The sequence below is a fragment of the Streptomyces sp. NPDC019531 genome (assembly GCF_044903305.1).
Taxonomy (GTDB): domain Bacteria; phylum Actinomycetota; class Actinomycetes; order Streptomycetales; family Streptomycetaceae; genus Streptomyces.
On the sequence record NZ_JBJDQL010000032.1, the window covers coordinates 23,170 to 39,958 of the forward strand.

Genomic DNA, 16,789 nt, shown 5'->3' on the forward strand with positions numbered 1-16,789 from the left:
CTCGACCCGGTCAGGACGCACCGTTCCGCACGGCCGATCTGATCCGCCGGGCAGGCGCTAGCCGAGCCGCTCGTGCAGGAAGGGCACGGTGCTCTCCCAGGCGCGGGTGGCGGATCCGGCGTCGTAGACCGGGCGGCCGTCGTTGAAGAAGGCGTGGTTCGCCGGGTAGAGGCGGAGGTCGGGGGTGATCCCGGACTGTGCGTGTATCGCCTCGCGCAGGCTGTCGAGGCTCTCCGCCGGGATGCTCTCGTCGAGTTCGCCGTAGTGGCCCAGGATCTCCGCCTTCAGGCCCGAGAAGTCGGGCAGCTCGCCCTGGATCACTCCGTAGAACGGCACCGCGGCACTCACCCGCGCATCGGCCGCGGCCAGGTACAGCACGAAGCCGCCGCCCATGCAGAAGCCGACCGAGCCCACGGTCTGCGAGGTGACCTCGTCCAGTGCCAGCAGATGGTCCACCGCGCCGGAGAGCAGTTCCACGCCTCGCGAGACCGGAAGCTCCTGCATCATCCGCAGGGCCTCGGCGCTCTCGTGGGCGACATTGCCGCCGTACAGGTCGGGGGCGAGGGCCACGAAGCCCTCCGCTGCCAGCCGGTCGGCGACGTCGGCGATGTGGTCGGTCAGACCCCACCACTCCTGAATCACGATGACACCCGGCCCGCTCCCGGACGGCGGGAGCGCCAGATACCCGTGCGCGGTGGTGCCGCCGCTGGGGAAGGTGACGTTCTGGCGGGCGGGGGCTCCGGTCGACTTCGGCAGTTCGGTCATGCTGCTCGACTCCTGTGCGGCAGTCCTGTGTTGGGGCGCCGGAACCGTGGCCCCGGCGTTGATCGCCAGCCTGTCACGCGCCGGTGGACCCGCCCATGGCACCCCCCGGGAGACCGGACTGGCGCACCGGAAGTTTTACGTATAACCTCTCCCGTCAACCACCCCACCCGAGAGGTTCCGATGAGACGCGTCGCCCTGGTCACGCTCGTCGTCGACGACTACGACGAGGCGATCCGCTTCTACACCGAGGCCCTCGGCTTCCACCTCGTCGAGGACGCGCCCCGCCCCGACGGCTCCCGCTGGGTCGTCGTACGTCCCGACGCCCACGAAGGCGGCACCGACCTGCTGCTCGCCCGCGCCAAGGGCGAGGCTCAGCGGGACCGGGTGGGGAACCAGACCGGCGGGCGCGTCGGCTTCTTCCTGCACACCGACGACTTCGCCCGCGACCACGCCCGGATGCTCGCCGCCGGCGTGACCTTCCTGGAGGAGCCGCGCCACGAGCCCTACGGCTCGGTCGCCGTCTTCCAGGACCTCCACGGAAACCGCTGGGACCTCCTCCAGCCCGCCGCCTGACCCCTCTCGCCCCGGTTCGAAGAAAGACCCCGCCATGACCGCTACGCGCGTAGACGCCGACCTGATCCGCCGCCTCCCCAAGGCCGTCCTGCACGACCACCTCGACGGCGGCCTGCGCCCCGCCACTCTCGTGGAGCTCGCGGCCGAGGTCGGCCACACCCTGCCCACCACCGACCCCGACGAGCTCGCCGCCTGGTACGTCGAGGCCGCGGGCTCCGGTGACCTGGTGCGCTACATAGGCACCTTCGAGCACACCCTCGCCGTCATGCAGACCCGCGAGGGCCTGCTGCGCACGGCCGAGGAGTACGTCCTCGACCTGGCCGCCGACGGGGTCGTGTACGCCGAGGTGCGCTACGCCCCCGAGCTGAACACCAACGGCGGGCTGACCTTGGCCGAGGTCGTCGAGACCGTCCAGGAGGGCCTCGCCGCCGGAATGGTGAAGGCAGCCGCCGCGGGCACCCCGGTGCGGGTCGGCACCCTGCTGTGCGGGATGCGGATGTTCGACCGGGTGCGCGAGGCCGCCGACCTGGCCGTGGCCTTCCGGGACGCCGGTGTCGTCGGCTTCGACATCGCCGGCGCGGAGGACGGATTCCCGGCCGCCGACCACCTGGACGCCTTCGAGCACCTGCGCCGCGAGAGCGTGCCGTTCACCATCCACGCCGGTGAGGCCCACGGCCTGCCCAGCATCCACCAGGCCGTGCAGGTCTGCGGCGCCCAGCGACTCGGGCACGGTGTGCGGATCACCGAGGACATCCCCGACCTCGCGGCCGGCAAGCTCGGCCGGCTCGCGGGCTGGGTCCGGGACCGCCGTATCGCCCTGGAGATGTGCCCGACGTCCAACCTCCAGACCGGCGCGGCCACCTCGATCGCCGAGCACCCCATCACGGCCCTGAAGGAGCTGGACTTCCGGGTCACCGTGAACACCGACAACCGGCTGGTGTCGGGCACCACGATGACCCGGGAGATGTCCCTGCTGGTCGAGGGGGCCGGCTGGACCGTCGAGGACCTGCGTACGGTCACGGTGAACGCGGTGAAGAGCGCCTTCATCCCGTTCGACGAGCGCAAGGCCCTCATCGAGGACGTCGTCCTGCCGGGCTACTCGCTCTGATACAGCCCCCGCAGATAGGCGGCCTGGCCGACGTGCTCCCAGTCGTCGGCCAGGACGCTGACCAGCCGGACGCCGAGCGTCACCGGCGGATCCCAGTTCTCGTCCACGACGCGGTCCAGATCCCCGGCGGTCAGACCGCGCAGGGCGTCGAGACTCTGGGCCTGGACGGCGTCGTAGTAGCCGGTCAGCAGGTCCGCGGAGTCGACCCGCACCTTGGCGACCTGCGCCGAGGTGTGGCCGTACCCGATGTCACGGGGCCCCAGGTCGAGGCCGAAGCGCTTCTCCCAGTCCTGCGTCAGCCAGACCTGGTCGAGTCCGAAGGCACCGGCCACGTGGTCGTCCTGGACCCGGGTGAGATGCCAGACCAGCCAGGCGACGGAGTTGGCGTCGGGGCCGGGGCGACGGTGGAGGTCGTCGGGGGTCAGGCCCTCGACGGCGGCGTGGACTTCTTCCTGGATGCGGGTGAACCCGTCGATGAGGATGTCCTTGGCATGCATGCCTCCACCATCGCGCATCGCTCCCCGTCATGCGTCGGGAATCCAGCTCCCGTGGAAGCCCAGCGGCACCCGGCCCGGCAGATGGATCCGCGCCACCGGCTCGGCCGTGAAGTCCTGGGCCGCGAGAATCACCAGGTCCGAGGCCCCGCGATCGGGGTTGTGCACATATGCGATCGCGTACCCGTCGTCCTCGGCGGCCCTTCCGTCGTCCGGGTCGGACGGCACGAACACGGCCTCGCTCGCCGCCGCGCCCCGGGGCAGCCGGTGCACCTGTGAGGTGCCGCGCAGCAGGTCGTGCTTGATGAGCGCGTTGCTGAACGCCCGGTCGGGAGGCGGGTTGCCGTCGACCGCCTGATAGGCCACCGCCATCTCCGCGGACGCCGCCGCGTAGCCGAAGCGGTGCCGACGGGACACCAGCGCCTCGTTGACCCGCGGGAACTCCTGCGGGCGGTCGTCCAGGGTCCTGACCCGCACCCGGCCCTGACGCAGGTCAATCGTCCAGCGGTCGAGCCGGGGAGTGCCCGCCGAGTACGGGCCGCCCGAGCCGTTGCCCGCCACCAGGAAGGGCGCGTCGAAATCGGTCGTGTCGATGACGAGGTTCGGTCCCTCCTCGTAGGCGTTGAGGGTGTGCGAGTAGTACACCGGGTCGACCTCGAACCAGCGGACCGCACCGCCCTTCCGCGGCAGTACGCCGATCCGCGCCGGATGCCGGTCGTTCCAGACGTACGGCACGATGTCACCGCGCTCGGCACCCGCCGGGTCGAAGGTGACCGGCATGTCGAGGATCACCACGTGGTTCTCGGTGAGCGCGAAGTCGTGGATCATCGGCGCGTCCGCCACCGGGATCCTGGTACTGCGCGAGACCCGGCCGCTCGGGTCGACGACCAGGTGCCGGAGGTGGTCCCAGGTCGGGTAGTAGGCGATCGCGTGCAGCTCACCGGCGTACGCGTCGAACTTGGTGTGCGCGGTGAACGCGCCCTCCAGGGTGCCCCGGAAGTCGTACGTGCCGACGGTGTTCAGCTCCTCGTCGAGCTCGTACGGCAGCGGCCCGCTCTCCTGGAGTGCGAGGATCCGCCCACGGTGGGGGATCACATGGGTGTTGCACGGGAAGTCGTCCGGCGGCACGGGACCCGGGTAGGGCTCGCCGAGCTTCTTCGCCACCTGGGAGGAGCGCACCCAGCGATTGCGGTACCACTCGGCGCGGCCCTCGCGCAGCCGCACACCGTGCACCATGCCCTCGCCCAGCATCCAGTGGTGGGCGCGCGGGTCCTCCAGGCCCAGCGCGTTGGGGCCGTTGCGCAGATAGCGGCCGTTCAGCTCGCGTGGGATGCGGCCGGTGACCGGCAGGTCGAAGGCCGTCAGCTCCTCGGTGACAGGCTCGAACGCCCCATCAAGGAAGGGGAAGCGACGCGCCGTCCGGGGCGCCGCCGCGGCGGGCAGCGCGCCCGCTCCGGTGCCGACGAGCGCACCGGCCGCCGTGATCGCCGCCGCGCCGCGCAGTACGTTCCGTCGTGTGGGATCCGCCATCTTCCCTGCTCCTGACCGTAGTTGTGCTCGGGAACGGTCACGAGTCTGGTGCGCGGGACGGATCAGGTCACGAGGGGTGAGCCCCGTTCGGGGGTGTACCCAGACCCCCTGTTTCCAGCAGGGACATCAGGGCCCGGGCGGCCGGGCTCGTGGCCTGCGAGGGCGGGAGCAGTGCGACCGTCTCGTACACGGTCTCGCCGGTGCCCTTCACCGGGAGCGCGGTCAGCGACTCCCGCTTGTGCCGGAAGTGCCGGGGTACGACCGCCACGCCCAGGTTCTCGTCCACCAGGTCGAGGAGGCTGTGCACGTCGTTGACCTCCAGGGCGACGTTACGGCGCAGGCCCGCGGTGGTGAACGCGGCGTCGGTGGTGCGGCGCGGGCCCCAGTCCGGATGGAAGTCGACGAACACCTCACCGACCAGATCCTCCGGCGTCACCGCCGCTCCGGCGGCCGCGAGCCGGTGGCTGGGATGGCACAGCACGGTCATGGGCTCGCTCGACAGCGGTACGACCCGCAACTGGTCGGTGTCCTCCTGCGCCGCCCGCACGGCGAAGGCCAGGTCCAGTCGCCCGGCGGCCACCTCCTCCGCGAGCGCGGCCGACCCCGCCTGACGCAGACAGATCTCCACGTCCGGGTGCTGCCGTCGGAACGCGGCGAGCAGCCCCGCCACATGCAGCCCGGCGATGCACTGCTCGGACCCGATCGCGAGCATCCCGCGCAGCACGCCCTGCACCGCGGCCACCGCCTCGTGCGCCGACCGCACCTGCGCGAGGATCCGCTCGGCCTCGCCGAGCAGCGCCCGCCCGGCCGGGGTGAGCGTCACCCGGCGGGTGGTCCGCACGAACAGCGGGGTCTGCAGCTCCCGCTCCAGTGCCCGGATGGACGCGGACAGCCCCGACTGGGACACGAGCAGCCGCTCGGCGGCCCGGGTGAAGTGCTGGTCCTCGGCGACCGCCACGAAATGCTGGAGATGGCGCAGTTCCATGATTGAGAAGCCTATCCGCTGAATTCCATCGGATTCTTCTGTTGGACCAATGCCCCCAGGTCGCGAAAGAGTGGAAACAGGTTCAAGACCCTGGTTCCACCGTGCCAACCCTCTGGAGTCGCGTTGTACACCGCACACCCCGACCGCTACGTGGACATGCCCTACCGGCGCACCGGCCGCAGCGGCCTGAAGCTTCCCGCGATCTCGCTCGGCCTGTGGCACAACTTCGGTCCGGCGGACCGTACCGTCGAGACCCAGCGGGCCATCCTGCGCCGCGCCTTCGACCTCGGCGTCACCCACTTCGACCTCGCCAACAACTACGGCCCGCCGCCCGGCGCCGCCGAGTCCGCGTTCGGCGAGGCCCTGAAGTCCGACCTCGCGGCGTACCGCGACGAGCTGGTCGTCTCCACCAAGGCGGGTTACCTGATGTGGCCGGGCCCGTACGGCGAGTGGGGCTCCCGCAAGTACCTGCTGTCCTCGCTGGACCAGAGCCTCACGCGGATGGGCCTGGACTACGTCGACATCTTCTACTCGCACCGCCCCGACCCGGAGACTCCCCTGGAGGAGACGATGGGCGCCCTGCACACCGCTGTCCAGCAGGGCAAGGCGCTCTACGTCGGCATCTCGAACTACTCGGCCGAGCAGACCCGGGAGGCCGCCCGCATCCTCGGCGAGCTCGGCACCCCCCTCCTCATCCACCAGCCGCGCTACTCGATGCTGGACCGCCGTCCCGAGGACGGGGGCCTCCTCGACGCCCTGGACGAGCTCCAGGTCGGCTCCATCGTCTTCTCGCCGCTGGAGCAGGGTGTGCTCACCGGCCGCTACCTCGACGGCATCCCCGAGGACTCCCGCGCCGCGAGCGACAGCCCCTTCCTCAACTCGGACGCCCTCACCGAGGACCTGGTGGCCCAGCTCCGCGAGCTCGACGCCATCGCCAAGGACCGCGGCCAGACCCTCGCCCAGCTGGCCCTCGCCTGGGTCCTGCGCGGCGGCCGTGTCACCTCCGCCCTGGTCGGCGCGAGCAGCCCGAAGCAGATCGAGGACAGCGTGGGCACGATCGCCAACCTGGACTTCGACACGGAGGAACTGGCGAAGATCGACGCGATCATCAAGGCGTGACCGACCCGGTCGTCATGGCCTCGGGCAGTTGAGCGGACCGGGCACCTGCTTCAGGCCGGTGCCCAGGCCCCGTTGACCCTGGCGCCCCCATGGCCACAGGGTGAAGGTGCACCCCGCACCTTCACCCGCCGTGGGAGAGCTGCCGTATGACCCAACTGTCCGAACACCTGCGCCAGGCCACACCCGTCGTCGTCGAACGTGGCGAGGGGGTCCATCTGTTCGGCGCCGACGGCCGCCGCTACCTGGACTTCACCGCCGGAATCGGCGTCACCAGCACCGGACACTGCCACCCCAAGGTCGTCGCCGCCGCGCAGGAACAGGTCGCCACCCTGATCCACGGCCAGTACACGACCGTCATGCACCGCCCCCTGCAACGCCTCACCGAAAGGCTCGGCACAGTCCTCCCGGAGGGTCTGGACAGCCTCTTCTTCGTCAACTCCGGGAGCGAGGCGGTCGAGGCCGCGCTCAGGCTCGCCCGCCAGGCCACCGGACGGCCCAACGTCGTCGTCTGTCACGGCGGTTTCCACGGCCGCACCGTCGCCGCCGCGTCCATGACCACCTCGGGCACCAAGGTCCGCACCGGGTTCGGCCCGCTGATGGGCGGGGTCGTCATCACCCCGTTCCCGCACGCCTTCCACTACGGCTGGGACGAGGAGACGGCGACCCGTTTCGCGTTGCGCGAGTTCGACCAGCTGCTCCAGACCGTCTCCGATCCTGACGACACCGCGGCGATCATCGTCGAACCGGTGCTCGGCGAAGGCGGCTACGTCCCCGCCAACACCGCCTTCCTGCAAGGGCTCCGCGAGCGCGCCGACCGGCACGGCATCCTGCTGATCCTCGACGAGATCCAGACCGGAGTCGGCCGTACCGGACGCTTCTGGGGCCATGAGCACTTCGACGTCCGCCCCGACATCGTCGTCACCGCCAAGGGCCTGGCCAGCGGCTTCCCGCTGTCCGGCATCGCGGCTCCCGCCGAGCTGATGCACAGGGCACGGCCCGGTTCGCAGGGCGGCACCTACGGCGGCAACGCCGTCGCCTGCGCGGCCGCCCTCGCCACGCTCGACGTCGTCGAGGAGGAGGGTCTGGTCGCCAACGCGGCCACCATGGGCGCCCGGTTGCGCACAGGACTGGAGGACGTCGCCGCGAAGACGCCGGGGATCGGGGACGTCCGCGGCCTGGGACTCATGCTGGCGAGCGAGTTCGTCACGGAGACCGGGGAACCCGACGCCGACACGGCGGCCCGGGTTCTGCGGGCCGCCGTGGACGAGGGGCTGCTTCTGCTGCCCTGCGGTCCCTGGGGCAACGTCGTACGCATGATCCCGCCGCTGATCGTCGACGAGGCCGGCATCGACGAGGGGCTGCGCGCCTGGTCGGCGGCCGTCGCCGCAGCCACGACCTGACGAGCCACCCCTTGGAGAGGTATCCGCACATGACCGACGTGATCGACACCGTCCCCAAGCAGCTCTTCGTCCAAGGGAGTTGGCAGGACGCCTCCGAAGGCGCCCGCTTCCCCGTGGAGAACCCCGCGACCGGCGAACGGCTGTGCGAGGTCGCCGACGCCTCGCCCGCCGACGGACAGCGCGCCCTCGACGCGGCCGTCGCGGCACAGCGGGCCTGGGCCGCCACCGCGCCCAGGGAACGCAGCGAGATCCTGCACCGCGCCTACGAGATCCTCCTCGACCGGCGCGAGGACCTCGCCCTCCTGATGACCCTGGAGATGGGCAAACCCCTCGCGGAGGCGCGCGGCGAGGTCGCCTACGCGGCCGAGTTCTTCCGCTGGTTCTCCGAGGAGGCCGTCCGCATCGACGGCGGCCTGACCCGCACCCCCGACGGAGCCAACCGTGTGCTGGTGATGCGGCAGCCGGTCGGCCCCTCTCTGCTGGTCACCCCGTGGAACTTCCCGCTCGCCATGGGCACCCGCAAGATCGGCCCCGCGGTCGCGGCCGGCTGCACGATGGTCCTCAAGCCCGCCCCGCAGACCCCGCTCTCCAGCCTCGCCCTCGCCGGCGTCCTCAAGGAGGCCGGGCTGCCGGACGGTGTGCTCAACGTCGTCACCACCACGGACGCCGCCGGGGTGGTCGAGCCACTGTTGCGCGGCGGACGGGTGCGCAAGCTGTCCTTCACGGGGTCCACGCAGGTCGGACGGCTGCTGCTCGCCCAGTGCGCCGACACGGTCGTACGGACGTCGATGGAGCTGGGCGGGAACGCCCCGTTCATCGTCTTCGAGGACGCCGACCTCGACCGGGCGGTCGACGGTGCGATGGTCGCGAAGATGCGGAACATGGGCGAGGCGTGCACCGCCGCGAACCGCTTCTTCGTCCACCGGTCGGTCGTCGACACGTTCGCCGCGCGGCTCGCCGAGCGGATGGCGTCCCTCGACGTCGGCCCCGGCACCGAACCCGCCAGCCAGGTGGGCCCGTTGATCGACGCGGGCGGACGGGCCAAGGCCGACGGACTGGTCCAGGACGCCGTCCGGCGCGGCGCCAAGGTGATCACCGGAGGTGAAGTCCCGGACGGGCCGGGCCACTTCTATCCGCCGACCGTCATCACCGGGGTTCGCCCCGAGTCGAAGCTGATGCAGGCGGAGATCTTCGGACCGGTCGCCGCCGTCCTCACCTTCGACACCGAGGACGAGGTCGTCGCCGCCGCCAACGACACCGAATGGGGCCTGGTCGGCTATCTGTTCACCCGGGATCTCGACCGGGCCCTGCGAGTGGGGGAACGGCTGGAGACCGGGATGGTCGGCATCAACACCGGCCTGGTCTCCAACCCGGCCGCCCCCTTCGGCGGTGTCAAACAGTCCGGCCTCGGCCGCGAGGGCGGACGCGTCGGCATCGACGAGTTCCTGGAGTACAAGTACCTCGCCATTCCCGTCGTGGAGGCCTGACCCTCAGCCGATCCGCTCCGAGAGCCGCACGGTCACCGTGTCACCGGCCTCCTTCCCGATGGCCTTTCGCACCTCGGCCTTCACGGGCAGCATGTGGGTGCCGTCGCCGAGGGCCATGAAGGAGCTCTGGAAGGGGTGCCCGTCGATCGTCCCGCGGACCTTCACCAGTCCGCGGGTGCCGAAGAACTCCACGGAGGAGGGCCAGTGGACACAGGTCCAACTGCCCTTCTCCGGGTTCCTGCTGAGGACCGCGGTGAATTCCGCGTCCACCTTTCCGGTCGTGGCCATGATGTTCTCCCTCGCCGACGGCTACCTCTTCAAGAGACCACCGGCAAGGGGAAAACTCATCGCGGCCATCCCTCACGCCCCCTCCGGAACCCGGTCCAGGAACCCGAGCACGGTCCTGATCCGGCCGTCTCCGGCCAGCGTGATCACGTCGGATCCGGCGACGGGCGCCGAACCGTCGACCTCGCTGACCAGTTCCCAGGAGAACCGCGCGGTGTCGTGGTGCCCCTCGACGGCGCCGGTGAGCCGGAAGGCGAAGCCGGGAAACTGCTCGTGGGCCGCCGCGACGACCGCGGCGATCTGCTCGTGGCCGACCACGTCGGCGAGGGGGTCGGTGTAGCCGCCGCCGATCGCCCAGGCGGCCGCCACGGCTTTCGTGCGTGCCTCCGGCTCCCGGGCGTTCCAGGCTTCGAAGTAGAGGGCGACGGCGTTCTCGTAACGATCCGTGTTCGCGGGCATGGGCGATCAGCCTCCGTCGAGGTCGTCTGTGCTGGTGGGACCTGGTGACGCAACCCTGCCCGGGCCACTCGGAACCGTCGATTACTTCTCGGGTAATGACGTTTGAGTGCGTACCCGTCAGATTTCGGCCAGGGGTGCCGGTGAATATGCCAGGAGACTGGCCGGAAAGATGTGGTGACAGTGTTTCAGTAGTGAACATACTCAACAGACAGGCCCTTCACATCGAGCGAAGTGCCCGTCACGGACAGCACTGAGAGCCGCGTACCGCACAAGAGCCGCACGGAAAGCGAGGCCCTGCCGACAGATGATCGGAGCGAGCGGGGGAGTGGATCGTGCACGACGAATTCCTGTGCCATGTCACGGGGTACGGCATCTGCGACGGGCGGCGCATCGGTGTACCCCTCGGAACCTACCGCGCGCCCACGCTCGCCCTGGCCCTGTGGTGGCTGCGCGACCGCGCCTCGTGGATCGCGGACCGATTAGACCCGCAGCCGGAGGCCGGGCACTTCCCGGCCGGCGCCCTGATGCCCGTCGCCGACACCGTGCTCGACGTGCCCGGTGTCATGCGGGCCTGGTGTGCCGATCCGGGTCAACAGGAGCTGGTCGCAGACGAGTTGGCGGCCGGACGGCTGATCCGGATCGCCGTCAGTGACGACACCACCGAGTACGAACTGCTCGCCGAGTCCGTGGACGCGGTGAGAATGCACCGGACGGCCTCCGCGCTGTTCACGCCCGTGGCCTGAGCCGCGGGCAGCCGTCCCGACTCCCGTCACCCCTCCACGCCGCCAGGCGACCAAAGGGGTGAATCGGTAGAATTCTGTCATGGCGGAGCAGCCGGTCGCACCGACGGCGCCCGAGCTCGTCCTGGAGACCGACACCGGCTCCACGGTGATGAGCCCGGGCCAGGACTACCACGTCGGTCGCGACCCGTTGAGCGACATCGTCATCGACGATGCCCGGGTCTCGTGGCACCACGCGGTGCTGCGACCCGAGGCCGACCATTGGACCCTTGAGGACGAGGACAGCACCAACGGCACCTACGCCGACGGCCGCCGCGTCCACGAGCGGTACGTCGGCCCCGGCAGCGTGATCCACTTCGGCAGCCCCGCCGACGGCCCCTGCGCGGTCCTGCTGGGCCGCCCCGCCCCCGAGCGCCCTTCCGCCGTGTCGATGCCGGGCCTCACCGGCACCTACCGGCAGCCCACCGCCGTACGTCCGCTGCCCACCCGCACGGTCCGCATCGGCCGCGCCGACGACAACGACCTCGTGATCGACGACCTGGTCGTCTCCCGCCACCACGCGGAACTGCGCGCCCTGCCCGACGGGACGTACGAGATCGCCGACCTCGGCAGCCACAACGGCACCTACCTCAACGGCCGGCCCGTCACCGGCGCGTCCATCGGCCCCGGCGACATCGTCGGCATCGGCCACTCGGCGTTCTGCCTGGTCGGCGACACACTCCAGGAGTACGTCGACACCGGCGAGGTGTCCCTCGACGTCCAGGACCTCACGGTTGCCTTGGACCGCGGCCGCAAGACGCTCCTCGACCACGTGTCCTTCCCAGTGGGAGAGAAGTGCCTGCTCGCGGTCGTCGGCCCGAGCGGCGCCGGAAAGTCCACGCTCCTCAACGCCCTCACCGGCCAGCGCCCCGCCGACCACGGCACCGTCCTCTACGACGGCCGTGACCTCTACCGTGACTACGCCGAACTGCGCCAGCGCATCGGTCTGGTCCCGCAGGACGACATCCTGCACGCCCAGCTGACCGTCCGCAGCGCCCTGACCTACGCCGCCGAACTGCGCTTCCCGCAGGACACCGCCAAGGCCGAGCGTCGTGAACGGGTCGACGAGGTCATCCGCGAGCTCGGCCTGGAGCAACGCGCCGGGCAGCCCGTGCACAGCCTCTCCGGCGGCCAGCGCAAGCGGGTCAGCGTGGCCCTGGAGCTGCTGACCAAGCCGTCCCTGCTCTTCCTGGACGAGCCGACCTCCGGACTCGACCCCGGCATGGACCGCTCGGTGATGCACATGCTGCGCGGCCTCGCCGACGACGGCCGTACGGTCATCGTCGTCACCCACAGCGTCCTGAGCCTCGACGTCTGCGACCGTCTCCTCGTCCTCGCACCCGGCGGGAAGATCGCCTACTACGGCCCGCCCGAGGACGCCCTGGCCTACTTCGGCTTCCAGCAGTGGCCCGAGGCCTTCGAGGCCTTCGAACGGGACCAGGACCGGGACTGGGCAGGCGACTTCCGCACCTCGGCCTTCCAGCACCAGTACGTCACCGAGGCGACCGCACAGCCCCGGATGCCCCGTTCGGAGCCGGTCATCATCGCGCCCCCGCCGAGGCCCCGCAGCCGCGGCGCCCAGCTCGGCACCCTGATCCGCCGCTACACCGCCGCGCTCGGCGCCGACCGCACCTTCCTCGTCATCATGATCGCCCTGCCGTTCGTGATGGGCGCCATGGCCCGGGCCCTCGCGGGCAGCCAACTCACCCGCGACACCGCCATGAACGCCCTGCTCATCCTGTGCGTCGGCGGCGTCCTCACGGGCGCCGCGAACGCGGTGCGCGAGCTGGTGAAGGAACGGGTCATCTACCAGCGGGAACGGGCCGTCGGCCTGTCCAGATCGGCGTACCTGATGTCGAAGGTGGTGGTCCTGGGCACGATCACGGTCGTGCAGGCGGTCGTCCTCACCCTTGTCGCCCTGCTGGGCGTCGACCTGGGCGCCCCCGGCGGCGAAGGCGTGCTGCTGCCACCCCTCGCCGAGATCACGATCGCCGTCGCTCTGCTGGCGTTCACGGCGATGATGCTCGGCCTGCTGGTCTCCGCGCTGGTGCGCAAGGAGGAGGTGACGATGCCGCTGCTCGTGCTGCTCGCCATCGTCCAGGTGGTCTTCTGCGGTGCCCTGCTGAAACTCGACGGCGTCCCCGGCCTGGAGCAGCTGTCCTGGCTGGTGCCCTCCCGCTGGGCGCTCGGCGCGATGGCCGGCACCATCGGCCTCGCCCGGATCGTGCCGGGTGACCTCACCGGCGACCCGCTCTTCAAACACTCGACGGGCGTGTGGCTCCTGAACATCGGCATGCTCGTCGTCCTGTCCGTGCTCTTCGGATACGTCGTCTCCCGGCTGCTGCGCCGCCACGAACCCGCCGTCATGCGGAAGTAGGCCGCCTATGACGACCCCCGGCTTCCGGCCCACCCACGTCGTCCCCGGCCTCGGCATGCCCGCCTGGGAGGCCCCCGATCCCGCCCGCCCCACCGTCCCCCTCGACCCGCTCCTGCCCGTCCAGCTGGTCGAGCGGCGCGGGGACTGGGCGCACGTCCTGTGCGCCAACGGCTGGTCGGCGTGGGTCGACGGCCGCTACCTGGTCGCCGTACCCCAGGACCCGCCCGCCCCCGACGCGCCGCTCGCCCGATCCGCCGACCCGCGCCCCCTGCTGGCCCGCGCCGACGAGACCCTCGCCCGCTACCGGGCCGCCGTCGAGGAGCTCTCCGGCGGTCGCCTCGACGGAGAGGGCTTCCAGGGCCGCACCCGGGGGCTTCGGACCGGGGTGGTGGTCGACGGGGAGCACGTCTGGCTGTACGACGCCCAGCACGGGCGCTGGGTGTACGCGGACGGGACCCGGCTGAGCACCTACGCCACCGACGAGGGGCCGCAGACGGGCGGACACCCCCCGACCCAGGTCGTGACCCGCGATGGCACGTGAGACCGGCCTCTTCTCCGGCCGCCCCTCCGAACTGGTCGGCCGGCAGGTCGCCGGCTACCGCATCGAGCGGGAGATCGGCCGCGGCGGCATGGCCGTCGTCTACCGCGCCCGGGACCTGCGTCTTGACCGCACGGTGGCGTTGAAGCTGCTGGCCCCCGAACTCGCCCGCAACGACACCTTCCGCAACCGCTTCAGCCACGAGTCCCGGGTGGCCGCCGCGATCGACCATCCGCACATCGTCCCGGTCTTCGAGGCCGGGGAGACGGACGGCCTCCTGTACATCGCCATGCGCTACGTCTCCGGCAGCGATCTGCGCCATCTCCTGGACCGCCAAGGCCCGCTGCCCCTCCCCACGGCCCTCCGCATCGCCGCCCAGGTCGCCTCCGCGCTCGACGCGGCCCACGAGCACGGGCTGGTCCACCGGGATGTGAAACCCGGCAACATCCTGGTCGCCCGCGGCACCGACAGCGACCACCCCGAGCACGTCTACCTCACCGACTTCGGCCTCACGAAGAAGTCCCTGTCACTGACCGGGTTCACGACGGTCGGCCAGTTCGTCGGCACCCTCGACTACGTGGCCCCCGAACAGATCTCGGGCCGACCGGTGGACGGCCGCTGCGACGTCTACGGGTTCGCCTGTGTGGTCTACGAGTCCCTCGCCGGGCACCCGCCGTTCCGTCGCGACGACGACATGGCCCTGCTGTGGGCCCACCAGTACGACGCCCCTCCGGCGGTCTCCGAGTCACGTCCTGAGCTCCCTCCCGCGCTCGACGGCGTGTTCGCCAAGGCGCTGTCCAAGAGTCCCGACGACCGCCACGACTCGTGCCTGCAGTTCGTCGCGGCGCTCCGGTCGGCCGCGACGGGGGGTCACCCGCCGACGGAGGTCGACCTGAGGGCCGTGGAACCGGGTGAGACACGGCCGAAGCAGCCGCCTCGGTGGGCCGCCCCTGTTTTCCGCTGACGAATGGGTCGTTGATCGGCCGCGGCGCCGTTGTGGCTGGTCGCGCCCACGCGGCGGAGCCGCGTGTCGACACGGCCGCGCGCCCCTACCGGGCGCTGCTCAGGCCGTTGAGAGGCACCCTTCGCGCCAGCACCCTGCGGTGGCTGATACGCCAGCCGGCTGTGCCGCCGCGGACCACCGTGTCCTCGTACGTCACCGAGCCGCAGGACCCGTCCGCCATGACGCCCAGGCCCTTGGAGCGGGCGTACACCCGGTCGGAGGTCACCTCCTCGACCATCACGTTCGTGACGTGGTGTGCCACCGGGTTACCGGCACCCAGCGCCAGCGCGGCCTCCTTCAGCGCGGCGAGCCCGACGACCTCGCCCTGGCCGAAGTCGGACAGGTCGTAGACGACATCGTGGGTGAAGACCTCGTCCAGCCGGTCCAGCGCGCCTGCGTCCACCAGGTGGCCGTGCAGCGCGATCAACTCCGTCACGGCCAGCCGGTCCTCCAGCGCCAACGCCATGTGCTGCCCTCTCCTCGGCTGAGCGCACCTTGCCACGCCCCACGTCACGCGTCAGCCGGTTTGATCTCCCCTTTGCGGTGAACCGGACGGGCCAGCAGCGCGCCCAGGAAGCCGGCGACCAGGCCCCACAGCGCGCCGAGGCCGATCGCCGCCCACAGTTCCGGCTTGAGGAAGAGGTCCCCGCCCAGGTCGCCCCCGAGGTCGCCGATGCCGAGCACCGAGAGGCCGTAGTGGGCGGAGATCCGGCCGACCAGGCAGATCATGAGGACCGTGAGGGCGAGGGCGACCGCCAGGTGCACGGCGTGCCGCCAGGCGCGGACGCGCGCGGGGGAGCGGGCCGCCATGAGGAACGCGACCGAGAGAAGCAGAACCGCGTCGACGACCACCAGCCACCAGACCCGGCCGTCGTGCTCGGCGAGCGTGCGCAGGTTGAGCGTGGCGGTGTCCTCGGAGCGCAGCACCTCGTCCAGGAGGTGCGGCATGGGCAGCCCGAAGGGGCCCTCGACCCGGCCGTTCCAGGTAGCGCCGAGACCGATCGTCAGGGCGAGCCAGACCAGGTTCGGCAGCCCCAGCAGGATCACCGCGAGCGTCTCGGGCGCATGGCCCCGCGTCACGGCGACGAGCAGGGCGACGAGGATGCCGAGAACGACGTACGCGAGGAGCAGGACGACCATGGCGTGCGCGGCCGGCCGCACCGACTCCTGGAACGGCAGCAGCCGGCCCGGCAGCGGAGCCCGACGGGACACGAGGAGAGCCAGGACCAGTACACCGGCCAGCCACAGCAGGCCGAACAGGAGAGTCTGAGGGACGTCGGTGGTGAAGCCGACCTCGGGGGAGACGCCGAAGAGATCGCCCAGGTCACCCAGCGTGTCGTCGCCCAGGGAGAGCTTGAACGTCTGGCGGGCCGCGTACGCGAGCGCGAGCAGCGCCAGCAGCCACAGGACGGCGATCCTCGCGGCCCAGCCGGCGAGTTCCGGGCCGCCGGCGACCGCACGGTGCCGCAGCGGGCGCAGGAAGCCCGCGCCGAGCACCAAGGCACCCGTGAGGGTGACGGAGAGGGGGATCACGGTCAGACCCGCCTCGCTGTCGGCGAGTCCACCCGCGCTTCCCGACAGCTTGACCGTGCCGCCGACGGCCGTGACGACGGTCGCCGTGACGACCCGGGGGAACGCGTTCTCGGGGAGGTCGGTCGCGCCCGCACCCCACAGCCCCAGCGCGGCGACGACCCCCATGGCGACCAGAGTGCCCAGAACCGTGGCCACGGCCTGCGCCCAGCCGTGGCGAGCGACGGCTGCCTGGGCGGAGGGTGATCGCGGGCTCACCCTGCCACGCTAAGCAGCCCGGGCACGGCCCGCCCGCCGAGAGGTCCGTCCGCGTCCGCTTGCGGGCCGCACCGGACCGGAGCAAACAATAGGTACGTC

17 protein-coding genes are annotated in these 16,789 nt (G+C 71.3%); 9 read left to right on the plus strand and 8 right to left on the minus strand.

Going from position 1 to position 16,789, the window contains the following annotated elements:
• Positions 1 to 57: 57 nt before the first annotated feature.
• Positions 58 to 765, minus strand: coding sequence for a dienelactone hydrolase family protein (locus ACI2L1_RS30565; protein WP_404742622.1), 708 nt, complete (start codon positions 763 to 765; stop codon positions 58 to 60).
• A gap of 180 nt (positions 766 to 945) precedes the next feature.
• On the opposite strand from ACI2L1_RS30565, the gene ACI2L1_RS30570 reads away from it, so the two are divergent.
• Positions 946 to 1,338 carry a VOC family protein gene (locus ACI2L1_RS30570; protein ID WP_404742623.1) on the plus strand — a complete coding sequence of 131 codons (393 nt, stop codon included), beginning with the start codon at positions 946 to 948 and terminating at the stop codon, positions 1,336 to 1,338.
• A 34-nt stretch (positions 1,339 to 1,372) separates the two neighbouring features.
• A complete protein-coding gene (locus tag ACI2L1_RS30575) occupies positions 1,373 to 2,446 on the plus strand; it encodes an adenosine deaminase (RefSeq protein WP_404742624.1) in 1,074 nt (357 codons plus the stop codon).
• On the opposite strand, the gene ACI2L1_RS30580 is transcribed toward ACI2L1_RS30575, so the two are convergent.
• From ACI2L1_RS30580 to ACI2L1_RS30590, 3 genes are all read right to left on the minus strand, one after another.
• Complete coding sequence (locus tag ACI2L1_RS30580) at positions 2,434 to 2,943, minus strand: DinB family protein (protein WP_404742625.1); 510 nt, start codon at positions 2,941 to 2,943, stop codon at positions 2,434 to 2,436. The genes ACI2L1_RS30575 and ACI2L1_RS30580 overlap by 13 nt on opposite strands.
• A gap of 27 nt (positions 2,944 to 2,970) precedes the next feature.
• Positions 2,971 to 4,470 carry a carotenoid oxygenase family protein gene (locus ACI2L1_RS30585; protein ID WP_404742626.1) on the minus strand — a complete coding sequence of 500 codons (1,500 nt, stop codon included), beginning with the start codon at positions 4,468 to 4,470 and terminating at the stop codon, positions 2,971 to 2,973.
• 67 nt (positions 4,471 to 4,537) lie between these two features.
• Positions 4,538 to 5,455, minus strand: a complete 918-nt coding sequence (locus ACI2L1_RS30590) for a LysR family transcriptional regulator (protein ID WP_404742627.1) — start codon at positions 5,453 to 5,455, stop codon at positions 4,538 to 4,540.
• Positions 5,456 to 5,578: 123 nt separating this feature from the next.
• Between ACI2L1_RS30590 and mgrA the strand changes: the two genes are divergently transcribed.
• From mgrA to ACI2L1_RS30605, 3 genes are all read left to right on the plus strand, one after another.
• Complete coding sequence (gene mgrA / locus ACI2L1_RS30595) at positions 5,579 to 6,574, plus strand: L-glyceraldehyde 3-phosphate reductase (RefSeq protein WP_404742628.1); 996 nt, start codon at positions 5,579 to 5,581, stop codon at positions 6,572 to 6,574.
• A 146-nt stretch (positions 6,575 to 6,720) separates the two neighbouring features.
• Positions 6,721 to 7,974: an aspartate aminotransferase family protein gene (locus ACI2L1_RS30600; protein ID WP_404742629.1), complete on the plus strand. Its 1,254-nt coding sequence runs from the start codon at positions 6,721 to 6,723 to the stop codon at positions 7,972 to 7,974.
• Between the two features lie 29 nt (positions 7,975 to 8,003).
• Positions 8,004 to 9,461 (plus strand): NAD-dependent succinate-semialdehyde dehydrogenase, encoded by a 1,458-nt coding sequence (locus tag ACI2L1_RS30605; protein WP_404742630.1) that lies wholly within the window; start codon positions 8,004 to 8,006, stop codon positions 9,459 to 9,461.
• Between the two features lie 3 nt (positions 9,462 to 9,464).
• On the opposite strand, the gene ACI2L1_RS30610 is transcribed toward ACI2L1_RS30605, so the two are convergent.
• Positions 9,465 to 9,749: a DUF1905 domain-containing protein gene (locus tag ACI2L1_RS30610; protein WP_404742631.1), complete on the minus strand. Its 285-nt coding sequence runs from the start codon at positions 9,747 to 9,749 to the stop codon at positions 9,465 to 9,467.
• Between the two features lie 72 nt (positions 9,750 to 9,821).
• A complete protein-coding gene (locus ACI2L1_RS30615; protein WP_404742632.1) occupies positions 9,822 to 10,205 on the minus strand; it encodes a nuclear transport factor 2 family protein in 384 nt (127 codons plus the stop codon).
• Positions 10,206 to 10,537: 332 nt separating this feature from the next.
• On the opposite strand from ACI2L1_RS30615, the gene ACI2L1_RS30620 reads away from it, so the two are divergent.
• The 4 genes from ACI2L1_RS30620 (at position 10,538) to ACI2L1_RS30635 (ending at position 14,863) form a co-directional block, all read left to right on the plus strand.
• Positions 10,538 to 10,948, plus strand: a complete 411-nt coding sequence (locus tag ACI2L1_RS30620; protein ID WP_404742633.1) for a hypothetical protein — start codon at positions 10,538 to 10,540, stop codon at positions 10,946 to 10,948.
• A 79-nt stretch (positions 10,949 to 11,027) separates the two neighbouring features.
• On the plus strand, positions 11,028 to 13,361 hold the full coding sequence (locus ACI2L1_RS30625; protein ID WP_404742634.1) for an FHA domain-containing protein: 2,334 nt from the start codon (positions 11,028 to 11,030) through the stop codon (positions 13,359 to 13,361).
• A gap of 7 nt (positions 13,362 to 13,368) precedes the next feature.
• Positions 13,369 to 13,902 (plus strand): hypothetical protein, encoded by a 534-nt coding sequence (locus tag ACI2L1_RS30630; RefSeq protein ID WP_404742635.1) that lies wholly within the window; start codon positions 13,369 to 13,371, stop codon positions 13,900 to 13,902.
• Entirely contained in the window at positions 13,892 to 14,863 is a 972-nt protein-coding gene (locus ACI2L1_RS30635; protein ID WP_404742636.1) for a serine/threonine-protein kinase, read from the plus strand. The genes ACI2L1_RS30630 and ACI2L1_RS30635 overlap by 11 nt, the downstream gene beginning before the upstream one ends.
• 85 nt (positions 14,864 to 14,948) lie before the next feature.
• Here ACI2L1_RS30635 and ACI2L1_RS30640 read toward each other — a convergent pair whose 3' ends face one another.
• Entirely contained in the window at positions 14,949 to 15,368 is a 420-nt protein-coding gene (locus ACI2L1_RS30640; protein WP_404742637.1) for a nuclear transport factor 2 family protein, read from the minus strand.
• A gap of 44 nt (positions 15,369 to 15,412) precedes the next feature.
• Positions 15,413 to 16,690 (minus strand): streptophobe family protein, encoded by a 1,278-nt coding sequence (locus ACI2L1_RS30645; protein ID WP_404742638.1) that lies wholly within the window; start codon positions 16,688 to 16,690, stop codon positions 15,413 to 15,415.
• Between the last annotated feature and the right edge of the window lie 99 nt (positions 16,691 to 16,789).

Bases quoted from the DNA above. Each gene is read 5' to 3' on its own strand.
- ACI2L1_RS30565 (WP_404742622.1), bottom strand. From the start codon at position 765: ATGACCGAACTGCCGAAGTCGACCGGAGCCCCCGCCCGCCAGAACGTC.
- ACI2L1_RS30570 (WP_404742623.1), top strand. From the start codon at position 946: ATGAGACGCGTCGCCCTGGTCACGCTCGTCGTCGACGACTACGACGAG.
- ACI2L1_RS30575 (WP_404742624.1), top strand. From the start codon at position 1,373: ATGACCGCTACGCGCGTAGACGCCGACCTGATCCGCCGCCTCCCCAAG.
- ACI2L1_RS30580 (WP_404742625.1), bottom strand. From the start codon at position 2,943: ATGCATGCCAAGGACATCCTCATCGACGGGTTCACCCGCATCCAGGAA.
- ACI2L1_RS30585 (WP_404742626.1), bottom strand. From the start codon at position 4,470: ATGGCGGATCCCACACGACGGAACGTACTGCGCGGCGCGGCGGCGATC.
- ACI2L1_RS30590 (WP_404742627.1), bottom strand. From the start codon at position 5,455: ATGGAACTGCGCCATCTCCAGCATTTCGTGGCGGTCGCCGAGGACCAG.
- ACI2L1_RS30600 (WP_404742629.1), top strand. From the start codon at position 6,721: ATGACCCAACTGTCCGAACACCTGCGCCAGGCCACACCCGTCGTCGTC.
- ACI2L1_RS30605 (WP_404742630.1), top strand. From the start codon at position 8,004: ATGACCGACGTGATCGACACCGTCCCCAAGCAGCTCTTCGTCCAAGGG.
- ACI2L1_RS30610 (WP_404742631.1), bottom strand. From the start codon at position 9,749: ATGGCCACGACCGGAAAGGTGGACGCGGAATTCACCGCGGTCCTCAGC.
- ACI2L1_RS30615 (WP_404742632.1), bottom strand. From the start codon at position 10,205: ATGCCCGCGAACACGGATCGTTACGAGAACGCCGTCGCCCTCTACTTC.
- ACI2L1_RS30625 (WP_404742634.1), top strand. From the start codon at position 11,028: ATGGCGGAGCAGCCGGTCGCACCGACGGCGCCCGAGCTCGTCCTGGAG.
- ACI2L1_RS30630 (WP_404742635.1), top strand. From the start codon at position 13,369: ATGACGACCCCCGGCTTCCGGCCCACCCACGTCGTCCCCGGCCTCGGC.
- ACI2L1_RS30635 (WP_404742636.1), top strand. From the start codon at position 13,892: ATGGCACGTGAGACCGGCCTCTTCTCCGGCCGCCCCTCCGAACTGGTC.
- ACI2L1_RS30640 (WP_404742637.1), bottom strand. From the start codon at position 15,368: ATGGCGTTGGCGCTGGAGGACCGGCTGGCCGTGACGGAGTTGATCGCG.